The following is a 17647-nucleotide window of genomic DNA, read 5'->3' as shown; positions in this document are numbered from 1 at the left end:
ATATAAATGAAGAAATCAGTTTCACAGATTTCTATTGCTGCTGTATGTGCTATATTAGGATTTTTATTAGCATATCAGTTTAAAATATTAAAAATAAATAATGAAACAGGAATAGACAATTACAATAAAAGTGATATAATTGCAGAAATTGATAGTTTAAAGAAGGAAAAGGAAGAACTTCAAAAGAAAAATAATTCATTAGGAGAAGAATTGAAAAATTTAGAAGAATCAGCTTCAAAAGAAGGCAATGTTGGGAAAGAAATAAAAAACCAATTAGATTCAGCTAGGATGCAATTAGGGCTTGTAGATGTAAAAGGACCAGGAGTTACTATAAAGATAACTCCAAAGACATCAATATTTGGAAGTAATACAGAAGAAATGGGGAGAGGGATTACTGAAGAAGAATTAGTACATATTATTAATTTACTTTGGTATTCAAAGGCTGAGGCAATTTCAGTAAATGGATACAGGATAACTCCACAAACTGGTATAAAAAATTCAAGTAATTATATATGGATTGGAAGTGCTGGTAAAGTTAGTCCTAAGGAACCTATAACAATAAAAGCAATAGGGGATAAGGCAAGGTTAAATGTTGGATTGAATTTTCCGGGGTCTTTAGATTTTGGAGCACTTCAAAATTATAATTGTGAGGTTGAACAAAGTGATAATATAATTATAGATAAAACAACTCAAACTATAAAAAGTGATTATTTAAAACCAGTTGAAAAAAAGGAGGAGAAATAATGGTACCATTTATAGGACTATTAATAGGTATAGTATTTGGCTTTATATTTGATATAAATATTCCAGATAAGCTTTCACCGTATATGTCTGTTGCTATATTGGCGTGCTTAGATTCTGTCTTTGGAGCAATAAGAGCTAATCTATCAAATAGTTTTCAAGCTGATATATTTATTTCAGGTTTTTTTGGAAATTCTTTATTGGCTGCTGGTTTAGCATATCTTGGAGATAAGCTTGGAATACCTATTTATATTGCAGCAGTAATAGTATTTGGTGGAAGAATATTTAATAATTTCGCAATAATACGAAGATTACTGATAGAAAAACTTAGATCAAGACATAGCGAGAAAAAGGTATGAAAATAAAGGGCGGATTTATAGTTTTTATTGCAGCTATATTTTTAGGTATGCTTATATCGTTTAATATAAACTTTAATCAAATAATAGAAAGGAATTTAAGCTTAAGTGCAAAACAATATAAAGATGCAATAAATGAAAAGAGAGATTTATATAAAGAGGTTGAAAGCTTAAGAGAAAATAATATTAAAACTCAAGAAACTATAAATAAATATAAGTATGATGATAAAAAACAAGATAAAATATTAGATAGTATGAAATTACAGCTTAAAGATTATAGTATGATAACAGGACTTACAGAAGTTCAAGGTCCAGGACTTTTAATAAAAATAAATGATGGAAATATTGATTTAAATAAGGATACAGATTTTGAAACTAAATCAAAAATATTTCATGATAATGATATGGCATTAGTTTTGAATGATTTAAGAAAAGCAGGGGCGGAAGCTATAAGTATAAATAATCATAGAGTTACACCAGGTAGTGGTGTTATATGTAATTGGGCTTTTTTGGGTTTTGGGGATGAAACAACAGAATATGCACCATTTTACATATATGCAATAGGCGATCCAGAAGTTATGAAAACTTCTTTATTAGAGGAAGGAAGTCATATTAGAGAACTTATGATTAGACAATTATCAGTTAATATAGAAATAAAAGAAAATATAGTTATGCCAGCTACATCTAAGATAATGCACAATGAATATATGAAGGAATATGTAGCTAATTGATAAAAAATATGAAATATATAAAAAAATATATATAAATTAGAGGAATTTGAAAATAAATGAAGAATAATATTATTTAGGGTAGAAACTATTAATTAAGGAGGCTTTTATGAGTATTAAGCAAAATATAGAAACCATAGAAAATAATTTACCTAAAAGCGTAAAATTATTAGCAGTTTCTAAAACTAGAACTATAGAAGAAATGGAAGAGGCTTATGATTTTGGATTAAGAGATTTTGCTGAAAATAAAGTTCAAGAATTAATTAGAAAAGAAGAGTTATTTCATAAAGATGTAAGATGGCATCTTATAGGTAACTTGCAAACTAATAAAGTTAAATATATTGTAGGCAAGGTACATTTAATTCATTCCCTTTCAAGTATTAAGCTTTTAGAAAAAATAGAAGAATTATTTGGAAAAAGCAATGTTGTAGCTAATACTTTAATCCAAATAAATATAGGAAGGGAAGAAAGTAAAACAGGGATTTTACTTGAAAATTTAGAAGAGCTTATAGAGAAAATTGAAGAATGTAAATTTGTGAAAGTTAAGGGTATAATGGTTATCATTCCAAAAGGAAATGATGAAAGTAATAGGTATTATTTTAAGCAAACTTATGATATATTTTCAAAATTAAAAGAAAGATCTTTTAATAATATAAATATGGAAATATTATCAATGGGGATGACACATGATTATAAAATAGCAATAGAAGAAGGTTCTAATATGATTCGTATAGGAACTGGAATATTTGGAGAAAGAAATTATAATATTTAGGAGGAATTTTTATGGCAAATATGATATCAAAGATGAAAAATATTTTAGGTTTTGGAGATTTTGATGAAGATTTTGATGATGATGGATTTGCAGATGAAATCGAAGAAATAGATGAGGATGTTACTGAAACAGATGAGAATATTTCAGCACCTGCAGTATCAGGAAAGAGATCAAACAAGGTTGTAAATATTCATACTTCAGCATCAGCTAAAGTTTTAATAACAAAACCTACTGCATATGAAGAAGCTATGGAAATATGTGATGCTATAAGAAATAGAAGAATAGTAGTAGTTAATACAACTAATCTTGATATAAGAACAGCTCAAAGATTGTTAGATTTTATTGGTGGTTCTTGTTATGCATTACATGGAGATATACAAGAAATAGAAAAAAGAGTATATTTACTATCACCTTCAAATGTTGAGGTAACTAGTGAGTTAAAAAGTGAGTTAACTTCAAAAGCTTTATTTAATTGGTCTAAATAATAGGAGGATATTATATGCAAAGCTTTTTAGTTAATTTTATTAACTCCCTTTTTCGTATAATAGAATTAGCCATTATTTTAGAATGTATATTATCTTGGGTTATAAGAGATAGAAATAATGGAATAATGGGTATTATAACAAGTTTTACAGATCCTATTTTGAAGCCATTTCGAATGATACAATATAAATTTTTAGGAAATTTACCAATTGATTTATCACCTATATTTGCAATTATTATATTAGATTTAATAAGACCAATAATTTTATCAATATTGTTAAGTGTTTTTTAGTATGAATAAAGAAACTATAATTAGAAAATTTATAGGTGAAGATAAAAATAAAGCAATAAATTTATATGAAAAAATGATAATTTCATATAATAGAGATATTCCTATGTTTGGAAGTGAATTTTATACTCCAAACATATGGAAATTTTTTTGTGATGAAGAAAAGATAAATGGATTAAAGGTTGAAAGTGAAGGAATTTTTGAAGATTCCGAAAGACGTATGATATGTTTTAATAATAACTTTTATTTACCTTTTCCAACAGCTCTTCTTAAGATAACAGTAAACACGAAATTTAATAAAGTATTTCATAATCAATATTTAGGTAGTATACTATCATTAGGATTAGAAAGAAATAAGATTGGTGATTTAATAGTTAAAGATAATACTTGTTATGTTGTAGTTCATGAAGATATAAAAGATTATATAATATCTAATTTAATTCAAATAGGAAAAGCAAAATGTAATGTAGAAGAAGTTGACAAAACTACAAATGAAGTAACTTATAATTTTGAAAATATTACAATAAATATTTCATCTATGAGAATAGATTCTGTAGTTGCAAAGCTTATAAATAAATCAAGAAATATAGCTCAAAGTATGATTGATGAGGGTTTAGTACTTGTAAATTATTCTACAGTAAGAGATAAAAGTTTTGAGGTAAAAAGGGAAGATAGAATAACTATAAGAAAATATGGAAAGTACATACTTGGGGAATGTACTGGATATACAAAGAGTGGAAAATGTAAAATAGATATAAAAAAATATACATAGTAGAGGTGTGAAAATAATGAAATTAACTCCAATGGATATAAATAATAAGGAATTTAAGAGGGGTCTTAGAGGATATATTCCAGATGAAGTAGATGAATTTTTAGATGAAGTTGTTGATAATTATGAAGAACTATATAAAGAAAATTCAAAGCTTAAAGAAAAGTTAGAAATTTTAGAAGAACAAATAGAACATTATGCTAAAATTGAATCAACTATTCAAAACACTTTAGTTTTAGCTCAAAATGCTGCAGATCAAGCAAAAGAAAGTGCACAAAAAGAGGCCGAACTTATAGTTAAGAATGCAAATGAAACAGCACAAAGAATAGTAGATAAAGCACACAATGATGTTATTCAAATAAATGATGAATTTGATAGAGTAAAACAGGAATTTATTAAGTTTAGAGCTAAGTTTAGAAATTTTATGAATACACAATTAGAAACTTTTGATGATTTAGAGAAAGATATAAATAAAAATTATTCAATTACAAATACAATAGAAGATTTAGATATTAAAGATGTTAATTATAACGAGGAAATAGTTGATAATGTAGTTGAAGGGGTTTCATCAAGTGAATTAGATGAGATAAAAAGTTTTTTTGCAAATAAAGAAGAATAAAAACCGGCATTACTTTGTAATGCCGACTTTTTTATATATTGATATAGTTGAGTAAAAGTATACTATATATTATAATTGTTAAGTAATAAAGTTTTAGGAGAATTTTAAAATGGATGAATTAATATATAGCATAACAAATGAAGAAAAGAACATTAGAATTGATAAATTTCTTTTAACAAAATTAGAAGGAAAATCAAGAAGTTTTATTCAAGGATTAATAGAACGTGAAAAAGTATTGGTAAATGATAAAAAAATAAAAAGTAATTATAAATTAAAAGAAAATGATAAAATAAAAGTAATTGTTGAGGAACCAAAAGAATTAGCTGTTGAATCAGAAAACATCCCATTAGATATAATTTATGAAGATAAAGATGTAATAGTAGTAAATAAACCAAAAGGAATGGTTGTCCATCCAGCTCCAGGGAATTATACAGGAACCCTAGTTAATGCATTATTATATCATTGCAAAGATTTATCAAGTATTAATGGAATTATAAGGCCAGGTATAGTTCATAGAATAGATAAAGATACTACTGGTATACTTGTAATTGCAAAAAATGATGATGCTCATAATAAATTATCAGAACAATTAAAAGAACATTCTATGAAAAGAGAATACTATGCATTGGTTGAAGGTAGAATGAAGCAAAATGAAGGAACAATAGATAAGCCTTTAGCTAGATCTAAGAGAGATAGATTAAAAATAGCAATATGTGAAGATGGTAAAAGAGCAGTGACACATTATGAAGTTATAGAAAGATTTAGAAATTCTACATTAGTAAAGTGTGTTTTAGAAACTGGAAGAACTCATCAAATTAGAGTTCATATGGCATCTATTGGATACCCACTTGTTGGAGATCCTACATATGGTTTTAAAAAAGGTAAATTTAAAACTGAAGGGCAAATGTTACATGCTAAAACATTAGGATTTATTCATCCTTCAACTTCAGAATATATGGAGTTTTCATCAGAGCTTCCAGAAAATTATAAAGTGTTATTAAATAATTTAAGAAAAGATAATGTATAGGAGGATAAAAATGAAATTAAAAGCAAACTTATTAGATGATAAGGCTATAAAGAGAAGTTTAATAAGAATTTCACATGAGATAATTGAAAAAAATAAAGGTGTAGATGATTTAGTTTTAATAGGTATAAAAAGAAGAGGATATCCTTTAGCTAAAAGAATATCTAACTTCATAAAAGATATTGAAGGAATAGAGTTACCTGTTGGTTCAGTTGACATAACTTTATATAGAGATGATTTAAGCAAAGATAATGAAAGTCCAGAGTTAAAGAGTATTGATTTAGGTGTTGATATAAAAGATAAGAGAGTAATAATAGTTGATGACGTATTATACACTTGTAGAACAGCAAGAGCAGCTATGGATGCAATAATAGATGTGGAAAGACCTAAAGTAATTGAATTAGCAGTTCTTATAGATAGGGGACATAAAGAATTACCTATAAGAGCAGACTTTGTTGGAAAGAATATACCAACATCAAAAGAAGAAGTTGTTGGAGTTAAAATACAAGAAATTGATGGAGAAGATTCAGTAAAAATATATCAAAAAGAAGTTTAATTTAAACTTAAAGGAGCGAATTTAATGGAATACAATTTAATTGCAACTACAACCTTTGGAATAGAAGGAGTAACTGCAAAAGAACTTAAGGCTTTAGGATATGAAGGTTTAAAGACAGAAAATGGTAAAGTTCATTTCCAAGGAGATGAAATGGATATAGCAATAGCAAATATACATTTAAGAACGGCAGATAGAGTTTTAATAAAAATGGCAGAATTTGAAGCAAGAAGTTTTGAAGAGCTATTTCAAGGTACAAAAAAAGTAAATTGGAGCAAAATAATTCCTAAAGATGGAGTTATGCATGTAGTTGGAAAATCTATAAAATCAACTCTTTATAGTGTTCCAGATTGTCAATCTATAGTAAAGAAGGCAATAGTAACTCAAATGAGCGAAGCTTACGGAATAAGTCAATTTAGTGAAGATGGTCCAGTATATAAAATAGAAGTTGCTATATTAAAAGATAAAGTAACTCTTACAATAGATACATCAGGAGCTGGACTTCATAAGAGAGGATATAGAGAACATGCAGGAGCAGCACCTCTTAAAGAAACATTAGCATCAGCAATGGTTTTATTATCAAGATGGAAAGAGGAGTATATATTGATTGACCCATTTTGTGGCTCAGGAACAATACTTATAGAAGCTTGTATGATTATGCAAAATATTGCTCCAGGATTAAATAGAGAGTTTGTATCAGAAAAATGGCCAACAATGCCACCTAATATATATGATCAAGTAAGAAATGGTGCGAGAAAAGCTATAAAAAATAAGCCTTTAAAGCTTATAGGTTATGATATAGATTATAGAGTTTTAAAAGTTGCAAAAGAAAATGCAAAAAAAGCTGGTGTGGATGAATATATAGAGTTTCAAGAGAGAGACTTTAGAGTATTTTCAAATAAACATAAATATGGTTTCATAATATCTAATCCTCCATATGGGGAAAGATTAAGTGACGAAAGAGAAGTAAAAGAGCTTTATAGAATATTTGGAGAATATAAAAAGAAGTATTCAGAATGGGAATTTAATATCCTTACATCATATGAAAATTTTGAAAAGTCATTCAATAGAAAATCAACTAAAAATAGAAAACTTTATAATGGTAAATTAAAATGTTATTATTACCAATATTTTGATAATAGCTTAATAAAAAATCAAGGTGATACTTTGATGCAATGTTTAATATAATGAAAAAGTCTAGAAACTTTAATAAGTTTCTAGACCTTTTTATTATTTATTTAAATTAAGTGTTTCAAAATCTTTAGGTTCTACATACATAGTATAGTTAGTATGATAAATAACCATTCCAGGCTTAGCACCGTTTGGTTTCTTTAAATTTTTTACCAAAGTGTAATCTACAGGAACTTTTGATGATGTTTTTGCTTTACTATAAAAAGCAGCAATGACAGCAGCTTCTTCTAATGTATTATCAGGAACTTCATTAGAGCAAACTATTACATGAGATCCAGGAATATCTTTAGTATGTAACCACATAAAATTTTTATTTGCAAATTTAAGGCTTAGATAATCATTTTGTAAATTATTTTTACCTACATATATATCGATATTATCAGAAGATATAAAATGTAGAGGCTTTGACTTAATAATTTTTTTCTTGTTTGATTTTTTGAATTTTAAGTATCCTGTTTCCATAAGTTCATTTTTAATTTCTTCAATTTCATCATAAGAATCAGCATTTATAATATTAGTAAGAACTGAATTTAAATAATTTAATTCAGTTTTATTTTTTTCAAGTTGCACTTTAGCTTCTTCTTCAGCTTTTTTTAATTTATTATATTTTTTATAATATATTTGTATATTTTCAGATGGAGTTTTATTTGGATTTAATTTAATTTTTTCGATAGGTAAATTTTCATCATAAAAGTTTTGCACTTCAACAAATTTATCACCTTTTTTAAAGCTGTATATATAAGAAGTTAATAAATCACCTTTAATTTTAAAATCATCTTTTATTAAACAATCTTTTAATGTTAAATTAAGTATTTTTTCTTTTTTATTGCAACGTTCTATATTTGTATTAATTAATTTTTGTAAGTTTTGAGATCTGCTATGAAGTCTTTCTTGCTTATCTTTTTTAAAATAAAAATCATCTAACATTTTTGATGGATCTTTATAATTTATTTTTCTTAAGTTTTTATAAACATTTAATAAATCTACTGAATAAAAATCTTTAAATAATCCATTTTCATTTATATATATATTAAAATTAATATTATTTTTTAAATTATTAAATAAATTTGTAACAAATTTGTATAACCTTTCTGAAGTTATTGGGTTATAATAATCAATAGTAATATTTAAAAATATTTCCTTGGAAAAGGTTTTACTAATCCCGGTAAATATATTAAAGAATAGATTTTCGTTAACTTCATAAGAGTTAGCATTTATAATATTTTCAAAGTCTTCCTTAGAAAAATTAAATGGATTTAATTTTTGAGATTTTGGTGGATAGATATAAGGAACACCTGGATATAAAACTCTAAAACTATTTATATCAGGAGTAATATGTTTTATTGATTCCATAACTTTAAAGTCACGCTCACGAACTAAAGTTATATTTGAATGTCTTCCCATTATTTCAATAATTAATTGGTACTTGCTATCAAAACCTAACTCATCTCTAGAAGAAATATGAAGAGTTATTATTCTATCATTATCTTTTTGAGTTATGTTTGTTATAGTACCTCCAAGTAAATATTTTCTAAGAACCATTAAATATAATGGAGCTTTAAGAGGGTTATTTTTTTGAGTATTGGTAATATGTAATCTAGCAAATTGTGAAGATGCTGAGATTAATAGTTTAATATTTTTTCTATCTTTTCTTAATGTTAAAATAATTTCATCTTTTTCAGGTTGATTTATTTTATCTATTTTAGAATTTATAATAGAAATTCTTAAATTATCGATTAAGCTGTTTAAAAATATACCGTCTAATGCCACGTTTATCGTCCTTTCTTTTCTTTAATTTAAGGATAGTATAACACCAAATAAAGATAATAATCAATTATATATATTAGTTACAGGAGGAATAGAAATGAAGTTTACAAAGATGCAAGGTATTGGGAATGATTTTATATTTATTGAAGATTTAGATAACAAATTATTAGAAAAAGAAGTTTCAATAGCTAAAAAGCTATGTGATAGACATTTTGGAATAGGTGCAGATGGATTAGTTGTAGTTAGAAAATTAAATAATTTAAATATGAAAATGACTATTATAAACAGTGATGGATCTAGAGCAAATATGTGTGGAAATGCAATAAGATGTTTTGGAAGATATATTTATGATAAAGGATATGTTAAAGATAAAAAGTTTATTGTGGAAACAGATGATGGAAAAAAAGAAATTGAACTTATAAGTGAAGATAATATTATAATTGGAGCTAGAGTTTATATGGGTAAGCCATCATTTAAAGGCGAATTAATTCCATTAAATAATAAAAAAGAATTAATAAAAGAAGAGGTAAATATAAATAATAAGATATATGAGTTAACAGCATTATTAATGGGTGTACCACATACTATAGTAATTGATAAAAACAATAATTATGATGTTTTAGAAGGAAAGTATATAGAGAAGTTTAGTTATTTTAAAGAAGGAACAAATGTTAATTTTGTTAAAGTAATTGATAGTGATACAATTAAAGTAGATACATGGGAGAGAGGCGCAGGAAGAACTTTAGCTTGTGGTACTGGAACATGTGCATCTGCTGTTGTAACTAATAAATTTGGATTAACTAATAATAAAGTATTAGCAAAGCTACCAGGTGGAGAATTAATTATAGAAGTTTTAGATAATGGTGTTTATATGACGGGGAATGCTGAGTATATATGTAAAGGTGAAACATTATAAATATAGATAAGAGGGAGTTTAATGCATTTATTAAAAAAGGTATCAATCAAAGTACCTATGTATATACTAATTATTTTAAGTTTATCTTTGACATTTATTTCGTGTAATAGTAAATCAAATATAGAAAACTCAAATTTAAATTTGCAACCTATAAACTTAGAAAAAGGTTCTGTGTTATTAGAAAGTAATGGAAAGTATAAAGTTTTTGATTTACAAGAAGATAAATATCATGGGATAAGTAATGATAGGGTTATTATAAATTTTAACAAAGAAAGTGGAACTTATATTTTTGTTAAAGATGGAAAACATTATATTTATTATAAGGGTAAAGAAATTCCAATAAAGGATAGTAATTATAACTTTATAAAAATATCTTATGATGGAAGATATGTTTCTTATATGAGTTATGATAACGGATATAATTTAAAAGTAATTTCTTTAGAAGATGATAAAGAAATAAATATAAAATCTAAGGTTGCTATTTCTGGCAATTTATATGATTTTATAAAAAATGATAAACTTGTCTATTATGGAATTTCAGAAGATAAAATAAATGGAATATTTACTTACGATTTAAAAGAGAATAAAGAAGAACTTTTATACAATCTAAAGTCTGGAGGATATGTAGATTTTCTAAAGGGAGATCTTAATAGTGTATTTGTGTTTCAACAAAAAGCTAATAATGAAAAAATCTTATTAGAAATAAATGCTGAAAATAAGAATATAAATAATATATCAAATAGTTTTAAATCTATAAATGATTTAGAAAAACAAGATAATTCATACTATATATTAGGCGAAGCTTTTGATGATACAAAATCATTATATAAGTTAAAAGATAAAAATATTAAAAAATTAGTATTTTCTTTTCCATCAAGTATAAATATGAAAAAAGGAATTCAGATTTCAAATAGTGGAATATTATTTATTGGAAGTAATTCTTCAGAAGGTAAAGAAGAAGTATTTTCTTATAAGGATAACAGTGTTTCTTTAATAAGTAATAAAGAAGGAAACTATAACTTTATAAATATAAATTAAAGTCTTAATTTTTATTAAGGCTTTTTTATTTTGCTTTGAATATTATATGAAATATTTGGAAAATAATTAAATAAATAATATTAAGGAGGAGATATGAAAAATTTAATTTTAAATATAGATTTAAATTGTGTATATAAAATAGATAAAGATAAGATGATTGAATACAAAATATTACCTTTATATATTGAAAAGGATTATATAAAGGTTGCAACTTATGAAAAAAATAATAATTCAAAAGAGTTTATAGAATTTATATTTAGTAAAAAAGTAGAATTTATTTATTTAAGTAAGGATGATTTTTATGATTTATTTTATATGGTTAAGCCGGACTTAAGCAAATCTTTAGAGGAAATTTTTATAAAATATACTATATCTAAAAAAGGCAGTGATATACATTTTGAGCCTTTTGAAGATTTCGTAAATGTTAGAATAAGAATAGATGGAATCTTAATATTAGTTAGTAAAATAAGAATATGTGATTATAATCAAATATTATCTAGAGTAAAGTTAAATGGAAATATGGATATTGCAGAAAAGAGAAAACCTCAAGATGGAAAAATTGTTGTTAAGTATAATGAAATTTATTTTGATTGCAGAATATCTATAATACCATTAGTATTTGGAGAAAAAATGGTTATAAGAATACTTTATAAAGAAAAATCTGATTATAATATGGAATTACTTAATTTATCAAAAGAACAGTCTGAAAATTTAGATAAAATTATAAAAGCTAACAATGGAATAGTCATAATAAATGGTCCGACAGGAAGTGGTAAATCTACAACTTTATATTCAATAATTTCAAAAATTAAAGATAATGATATAAATATAACTACCATTGAAGATCCGGTGGAATGTAATCTTAGTGGAATTAATCAAATAAATGTGAATAATAAAATAAATTTAAATTTTGCAAATGGTCTAAGGAGCATATTAAGGCAAGATCCAGATGTGATAATGGTAGGAGAAATTAGAGATGAAGAAACAGCTAATATAGCAATAAGAGCTGCAATTACTGGACATAAAGTTTATTCTACAATTCATACAAAATCAAGTAGAGATGTATTTTTTAGATTTGAAGATATGAATGTAAAAGATTATTTAATACGCGATTCAATGGTTGGGGCTATATCTCAAAGATTAATTGGTTGCTTGTGTGAAAAATGTAAAACTAAAAAAGAAGAAATCATAAATGATAAGATTTACTATTTTTATAAAGAAGTGGGATGTAAAAGATGTAATTATACTGGTATAAGTGGAAGAAGACTAATATGTGCAGTACATTTTATAGATGAAAATATAAGAAGTAAGCTTAAAAATATAAATGAAGATTTAGAAATATTGTCAAATGAACAAATGTATAGCAGATGTAAAGAATTATTGTATAAAGGAGAAATAAGCTATAAGCAATATAAAAGATTTATAAATGGAGAGGAATTAGTAAAATATGAATTTCAACAAAAAATATTCATATAAGAATTTAAGTATTATATGTGAAAACTTATCTAATTTATATAAAGATGGATTGCAAATAAGTAAAGCGATTAGTTTATTAAATGAATTTCCATTAAGAAATGATTATAAAAATAGTATAAAAGTATTAGTTAACTCAATAATGCAAGGAGAATCTTTAAGTGAAGGATTTATGAAAAATAATAATTTATATCCTAAGTTTTTTGTTGGAATGATTTCAATTGGAGAAAAGACTGGAAGACTTCAAGAAGTTCTTAATGAATTAAGTATATATTATAAAAGAAAAGATGAATTACTTAAAGATATAATAAATTTCTTGATATATCCAATGTTTTTATTAAGTTCTATGATATTTATATTAATTTTTGTAATGAAATTTATGATTCCTCAATTGGAGGATATATATAAATCTATAGGAAATTCTATTCCTTATATAGCACAAGTACTAATTGATTTTTCCTATAAAATAAACGAATCTCCAATTATATATATATTATCTTTATTTATATGGGTAATTTTAATTCCTTGCATATTATTTAAAAATAACTTTAATAAAATAATAAATTTAATATTTAAAAAGAATAAAATTTTTAAAGAATTTAGAGAGCTTGAGGTTATTTTAGTTATTAAGATAATTGTTTTAAGTGGGGTAAATATATCATTAGGGCTTAAATATTGTGAAGACGATATATTAAATAAAGAAATTTATAAAGATATTAATAAAAATATATTAAGTGGATTAGAACTTTCAGAATCTTTAAAGAAAACTATAAATTTATCTGAATATAGTCTAGCTATGATAAGGTTAGGTGAAGAAAGTGGTTCTTTAGATAATAACTTAGATAATTTATATTCAAGACTTTATAAGAAAAATAATGATAAACTTAAAAAAATAACAGCTATGTTTCAGCCGATAATTATTGTTATTATGTCTATTTTAATATTAGCATTTATTGGAATATTTATATTACCAATTTTTCAAAGTGTTTATGGAGGAATAATTTGATAAAGAAAAAGAAGGGGTATACACTTATTGAGCTTATGGCAGTAATTATAATTATAACTATTATAATAGGATCTTCAAATAGTATTATAAATTACTATACCAAGGCTATTAGAAATTTAGAAACAGAAAATTTTCTTACATCTATTGAAGGTATATTAACTTATAGTAAGGCTAAGGCAATAAAAGAGAATAAAAATTTTCAAATTAACTTTAGCAAAGCAAATAGTAAAGTTAATTTAACTCAAGAAGGTATCGTAATAGAATCTTTTAAAATACCAGATTATATAAGTGTTGAAAATGGATCTATTATTCAAATAAGTACTAATGGACAAATTTCATCTCAAACAACTGTAATGAAGAATTATAAAGATAAGGAAAAATATTCATTAAAAATAAGAGTAGGAGTTGACTATATAAATATTGAAAAAGAAAAGTGGTAGTATATTGCTTGAATGTATAGTTTCTATATTTATAATAACTATATTATGTGGAGTAGTTGTAAAAATGAATAAATTAGATTTGAAGGCATTTGTTATTAGGGAAGAATCAAGAAAAAATAATATTATTTTAAATAATATTATAAGTGAGCTTAAGTTTAATATTAGTATAAATGAATTAGATAGAATATTTAATAAGTTTGAAGAAAATATTTTTATTAATTTAAATGATGCAAATAAATTAAAAGATGAAAATATAATAAATTTATTTTCTAATTTTAATTCTAAAAGTTTTATAAAAATAAGTAAAATTTTCAAAAATGATAAAGAGATTAAAATGAGTATAAGTTTAACTTTAAATGATGAAAAATTTTTAGAAACTGAAATATTAAAAGAGTATTGGATGGAATTAAAATGAAAAAGCAAGGCTTTACATTAATAGAATGTTTATCATATATATTTATATCATCAATTATAATTTTATGTTTGATTAAGTTAACATTGAATACATATAAGTATTCAAGTGAAAGAAATACTTTAATAAAAAAAGAAAATGAAATTGATAGGGCAATATTAAATATAAAGAAAATATTTTCAGAAGTAGATAATACAAATTATAAAATTTCAAAAAATAGTGATGAAATTGAAATTTCAAAGGAAGAACATAAGTTAGAAGAAATAAATGATAAAAATGCAATAGATAAAAATTTATTAGTTAAATATAAAAAGATATATTTAGTTAGCAAAACATTACAAATTAAGTATTATAGAGAAATAGGTGGAGTAAAAAAAGAGTTAACAACAAATATAATTTTAGATGATGTAACAAAATTTATTGTTTATAAAAAAGATAAACTTATATATGTTGAACTCGGAATTGATGATAAGGAGTACTTAATATGTATGTAAAAAAACAGGGGTATGTACTTATAAACTCTATAATATTAATATTTTTTATAACAACTATATTAATTTTAGGAGCTAAAATATCAAACATGAATATTAAATATATAAAAAATTATGAAATTTATTCTAGTTTTTTAGATTTAAAAGATAGTCAGGTTGAAGTTTTAAATATATGCAATGCTTGGCTAGAAAGTAATAGTAATAAAGTTATTAACAATATGAATAATGAAAATATAAATGATATAGAAAATTCTTATGTTATACCAAATGAAAATTATATTAAATTACATTATTTAAAAAGTAAAAAAATATTTAAAATAGCTTATGGTATTAAAAAAGAAGAAAAAACTTTATATTGTCTTTATAGTATAGAAGATAAAGAAAAAGTTTTCATAGAAAAAGAAAGTCAGAATAATTTAAAAAAGGATGAAAAATTAAAAGCTGATTTACAAAATGAAGAAAATAAAATTTTAAGATTGTTTCCTAAAAGAAAGGTATAGAGTTTATGATAAATAAAGAAATATTAGAGATAAATAAATTTGGATATGTTTATAAAGGACAACAAAATTCACTAAATTTACATAATAAATTAAATGCTAAGATTTTTATATTAGATGAAGAAATTTATATAAAAGAATACTTAGAAATTAATAAAAAGAAAATTAGTAATATTATAGATAATGATATAAAGGGTGAGTTTAATGAAGATGATTATTTATTAGATTTTAAAGTTGATAAAAAACTAAATAAAACTTATATATATGCTGTTAAAGGTGGAAATAAAATATCACAAGTATTAAATAATATAAGAAAACTTAAAGTTATACCAATCCAATTTCAAATAATAAATTTAATAATTAAAATGAAGAAATTAAATACATTTAAGGCTGTAATAAAAGTTTATGAAAATTGGTATTTTCTTGAGGTGGTAAATGGGTATTTAATAAATAATAAAATATACAGTAATTTTAATTTAAAAGATTCGTTAGATAATATTCTAGTTGGAAAAATAAGTTTTCCTTTTAATAAAAAAAGCTTTATTTTAGAGGAGGTATGATATGAGCAATGAATTTATACCTAAAAAGTTTATAGATAAAAGGATGAAAGAAACTAAAACAAGATTAAATATAATGATTAAAATAACATTAATTATTAATTTAATATTATTACCAAGTACAATTAGCAATATAAAAGTTTTGATAAATAATAAGGAAATAAAATCAAAAATAAATGAAAATATAGTAGCTGATATTGGAGTTAATATAGATGAATTAAAAGATTGGATGAATATATTATATAAAACATCACGCAGTGGTGAGATTAAAAATAATGAGGGAAGTATGCTTATAATGGATAAAAAATATATAGATTATATAAGTAAAGAAAAAACAATAGAAAGTATAGAAAATAAAGGAGAGGAAGGTTATTATTTAAAAGTTTTGGGAAAATGATTATGAAAAAGATTTATTTTAAATATATATCACTTATAATAATGATTTTGATTCAGGGAATGTTTTTTGTATCATCATCTAAAATAGATGAAAAAAGTTATTATGATAATGCAATAAATGTATTTAATGGAGATATAAAAACTATTAATAATGTATTTAATGATTTAAGCAACATAAAAGGACTAATTGTAAATAATATAGAAGGAACTAAAAATATAAAAGCTCTTGTAACTATAGAAGGAAATAAGGACGTTATTATTAAGGCAATGAAAGAAATAAAAGGTTATATTATAAAAGATTATGAAGTTAAATATGATAATGACAATTTTAATGTAAAATTAAATCTTGAAGAGTATAAATTTAAACGAAAATTATAATAATATTTAAAGAAGGATTTTAAATATAAAAATAATGTTAAAATAATACTCTAAATAATTGCAATTAATAAGGAGTTTTGATAAAATAAATTTGTATGTCAGAAGAAACCAAATTATGATTATATATGATTAACTTCTAATTGATATAATTATTTGGATTGAATTTATACTTTTGGAGGGATATTTAATGATATCAGCAGGAGATTTAAGAAAAGGTACAACTTTTGAACACGAAGGACAAGTATATACAGTTGTAGACTTTTTACACGTTAAACCAGGAAAAGGAGCAGCTTTCGTAAGAACAAAACTTAGAAATGTTATATCAGGAGGAGTTACTGAAACAACATTTAACCCTACAGCTAAGTTCCAAGAAGCTGTTATTGAAAGAAAAGAAATGCAATATTTATACTCAGATGGAGAGTTATATTACTTCATGGATCAAGAAACATATGATCAAATTCCTTTAAATTATGAAAAGGTTGAAGATGCTATAAAATACTTAAAGGAAAATATGTTTGCTATAATAAAATTCTATAAAGGAGACGCTTTCTCAGTTGAAGCACCAAACTTCGTAGAATTATTAGTAACTGAAAGTGAACCAGGAGTAAAAGGAAATACTGCAACAAATGCTTTAAAGCCAGCTACACTTGAAACTGGAGCAGTTGTAAATGTTCCTATGTTCGTTAATGAAGGAGATACTATTAGAGTTGATACTAGAACTGGAGAGTACATGGAAAGAGTTTAATAGTAT

At 24.0% G+C, this 17647-nt stretch carries 24 protein-coding genes; 23 read left to right on the top strand and 1 reads right to left on the bottom strand.

Annotated features, from left to right (window positions below; translation table 11 throughout):
• The first annotated feature begins 6 nt into the window (after window positions 1-6).
• The 11 genes from Q4E08_RS04840 to Q4E08_RS04790 all read left to right on the top strand — a co-directional run bounded on the left by Q4E08_RS04840 (window position 7) and on the right by Q4E08_RS04790 (window position 7522).
• A complete protein-coding gene (locus tag Q4E08_RS04840) occupies window positions 7-744 on the top strand; it encodes a DUF881 domain-containing protein (protein ID WP_303129014.1) in 738 nt (245 codons plus the stop codon).
• Window positions 744-1100, top strand: a complete 357-nt coding sequence (locus tag Q4E08_RS04835; protein WP_303129012.1) for a small basic family protein — start codon at window positions 744-746, stop codon at window positions 1098-1100. The genes Q4E08_RS04840 and Q4E08_RS04835 overlap by 1 nt, the downstream gene beginning before the upstream one ends.
• Window positions 1097-1828: a DUF881 domain-containing protein gene (locus tag Q4E08_RS04830; protein ID WP_303129010.1), complete on the top strand. Its 732-nt coding sequence runs from the start codon at window positions 1097-1099 to the stop codon at window positions 1826-1828. Before Q4E08_RS04835 ends, Q4E08_RS04830 begins: the two co-directional genes overlap by 4 nt.
• Before the next feature lie 106 nt (window positions 1829-1934).
• Window positions 1935-2597 carry a YggS family pyridoxal phosphate-dependent enzyme gene (locus Q4E08_RS04825; RefSeq protein ID WP_303129009.1) on the top strand — a complete coding sequence of 221 codons (663 nt, stop codon included), beginning with the start codon at window positions 1935-1937 and terminating at the stop codon, window positions 2595-2597.
• Between the two features lie 11 nt (window positions 2598-2608).
• The gene (locus tag Q4E08_RS04820; RefSeq protein ID WP_303129007.1) at window positions 2609-3082 is read left to right on the top strand and encodes a cell division protein SepF; all 474 of its coding nucleotides are present in this window, start codon (window positions 2609-2611) and stop codon (window positions 3080-3082) included.
• Between the two features lie 14 nt (window positions 3083-3096).
• Window positions 3097-3372 carry a YggT family protein gene (locus Q4E08_RS04815; protein ID WP_303129005.1) on the top strand — a complete coding sequence of 92 codons (276 nt, stop codon included), beginning with the start codon at window positions 3097-3099 and terminating at the stop codon, window positions 3370-3372.
• 1 nt (window position 3373) lies between these two features.
• Window positions 3374-4141, top strand: a complete 768-nt coding sequence (locus Q4E08_RS04810; protein WP_303129004.1) for an RNA-binding protein — start codon at window positions 3374-3376, stop codon at window positions 4139-4141.
• 16 nt (window positions 4142-4157) lie between these two features.
• Window positions 4158-4757, top strand: a complete 600-nt coding sequence (locus Q4E08_RS04805) for a DivIVA domain-containing protein (RefSeq protein WP_303129003.1) — start codon at window positions 4158-4160, stop codon at window positions 4755-4757.
• Window positions 4758-4866: 109 nt separating this feature from the next.
• Window positions 4867-5784 (top strand): RluA family pseudouridine synthase, encoded by a 918-nt coding sequence (locus tag Q4E08_RS04800; protein WP_303129000.1) that lies wholly within the window; start codon window positions 4867-4869, stop codon window positions 5782-5784.
• Window positions 5785-5794: 10 nt separating this feature from the next.
• On the top strand, window positions 5795-6337 hold the full coding sequence (gene pyrR, locus Q4E08_RS04795) for a bifunctional pyr operon transcriptional regulator/uracil phosphoribosyltransferase PyrR (RefSeq protein ID WP_303128999.1): 543 nt from the start codon (window positions 5795-5797) through the stop codon (window positions 6335-6337).
• Window positions 6338-6361: 24 nt separating this feature from the next.
• Complete coding sequence (locus tag Q4E08_RS04790; protein WP_303128998.1) at window positions 6362-7522, top strand: class I SAM-dependent RNA methyltransferase; 1161 nt, start codon at window positions 6362-6364, stop codon at window positions 7520-7522.
• A gap of 42 nt (window positions 7523-7564) precedes the next feature.
• Here the strand turns inward: Q4E08_RS04790 and Q4E08_RS04785 are convergent, their stop codons facing one another.
• Window positions 7565-9295 carry an NFACT family protein gene (locus Q4E08_RS04785; protein WP_303128996.1) on the bottom strand — a complete coding sequence of 577 codons (1731 nt, stop codon included), beginning with the start codon at window positions 9293-9295 and terminating at the stop codon, window positions 7565-7567.
• Window positions 9296-9389: 94 nt separating this feature from the next.
• On the opposite strand from Q4E08_RS04785, the gene dapF reads away from it, so the two are divergent.
• The 12 genes from dapF (at window position 9390) to efp (ending at window position 17641) form a co-directional block, all read left to right on the top strand.
• Entirely contained in the window at window positions 9390-10208 is an 819-nt protein-coding gene (gene dapF / locus Q4E08_RS04780; RefSeq protein ID WP_303128994.1) for a diaminopimelate epimerase, read from the top strand.
• A 21-nt stretch (window positions 10209-10229) separates the two neighbouring features.
• Window positions 10230-11246 (top strand): hypothetical protein, encoded by a 1017-nt coding sequence (locus Q4E08_RS04775; protein ID WP_303128993.1) that lies wholly within the window; start codon window positions 10230-10232, stop codon window positions 11244-11246.
• Window positions 11247-11339: 93 nt separating this feature from the next.
• Complete coding sequence (locus Q4E08_RS04770; protein ID WP_303128992.1) at window positions 11340-12722, top strand: GspE/PulE family protein; 1383 nt, start codon at window positions 11340-11342, stop codon at window positions 12720-12722.
• On the top strand, window positions 12694-13725 hold the full coding sequence (locus tag Q4E08_RS04765; protein ID WP_303128990.1) for a type II secretion system F family protein: 1032 nt from the start codon (window positions 12694-12696) through the stop codon (window positions 13723-13725). The genes Q4E08_RS04770 and Q4E08_RS04765 overlap by 29 nt, the downstream gene beginning before the upstream one ends.
• Window positions 13722-14165, top strand: coding sequence for a prepilin-type N-terminal cleavage/methylation domain-containing protein (locus Q4E08_RS04760; RefSeq protein WP_303128987.1), 444 nt, complete (start codon window positions 13722-13724; stop codon window positions 14163-14165). The genes Q4E08_RS04765 and Q4E08_RS04760 overlap by 4 nt, the downstream gene beginning before the upstream one ends.
• Window positions 14146-14580 (top strand): hypothetical protein, encoded by a 435-nt coding sequence (locus Q4E08_RS04755; protein WP_303128985.1) that lies wholly within the window; start codon window positions 14146-14148, stop codon window positions 14578-14580. The genes Q4E08_RS04760 and Q4E08_RS04755 overlap by 20 nt, the downstream gene beginning before the upstream one ends.
• Entirely contained in the window at window positions 14577-15071 is a 495-nt protein-coding gene (locus tag Q4E08_RS04750; protein WP_303128983.1) for a hypothetical protein, read from the top strand. The genes Q4E08_RS04755 and Q4E08_RS04750 overlap by 4 nt, the downstream gene beginning before the upstream one ends.
• Window positions 15062-15568 carry a hypothetical protein gene (locus Q4E08_RS04745; RefSeq protein WP_303128981.1) on the top strand — a complete coding sequence of 169 codons (507 nt, stop codon included), beginning with the start codon at window positions 15062-15064 and terminating at the stop codon, window positions 15566-15568. Before Q4E08_RS04750 ends, Q4E08_RS04745 begins: the two co-directional genes overlap by 10 nt.
• 5 nt (window positions 15569-15573) lie before the next feature.
• Entirely contained in the window at window positions 15574-16125 is a 552-nt protein-coding gene (locus Q4E08_RS04740) for a hypothetical protein (RefSeq protein WP_303128978.1), read from the top strand.
• A 1-nt stretch (window position 16126) separates the two neighbouring features.
• The gene (locus Q4E08_RS04735; RefSeq protein WP_303128977.1) at window positions 16127-16519 is read left to right on the top strand and encodes a hypothetical protein; all 393 of its coding nucleotides are present in this window, start codon (window positions 16127-16129) and stop codon (window positions 16517-16519) included.
• A gap of 2 nt (window positions 16520-16521) precedes the next feature.
• Window positions 16522-16896 (top strand): hypothetical protein, encoded by a 375-nt coding sequence (locus tag Q4E08_RS04730; protein WP_303128975.1) that lies wholly within the window; start codon window positions 16522-16524, stop codon window positions 16894-16896.
• Between the two features lie 187 nt (window positions 16897-17083).
• Window positions 17084-17641, top strand: coding sequence for an elongation factor P (efp, locus tag Q4E08_RS04725; RefSeq protein ID WP_303128974.1), 558 nt, complete (start codon window positions 17084-17086; stop codon window positions 17639-17641).
• The last annotated feature ends 6 nt before the right edge of the window (window positions 17642-17647 follow it).

The organism is Clostridium sp. (assembly GCF_030532265.1).
In the GTDB taxonomy this organism is placed as follows: Bacteria; Bacillota; Clostridia; order Clostridiales; family Clostridiaceae; genus Clostridium.
This window is presented reverse-complemented; position numbering and strand designations above follow the sequence as displayed.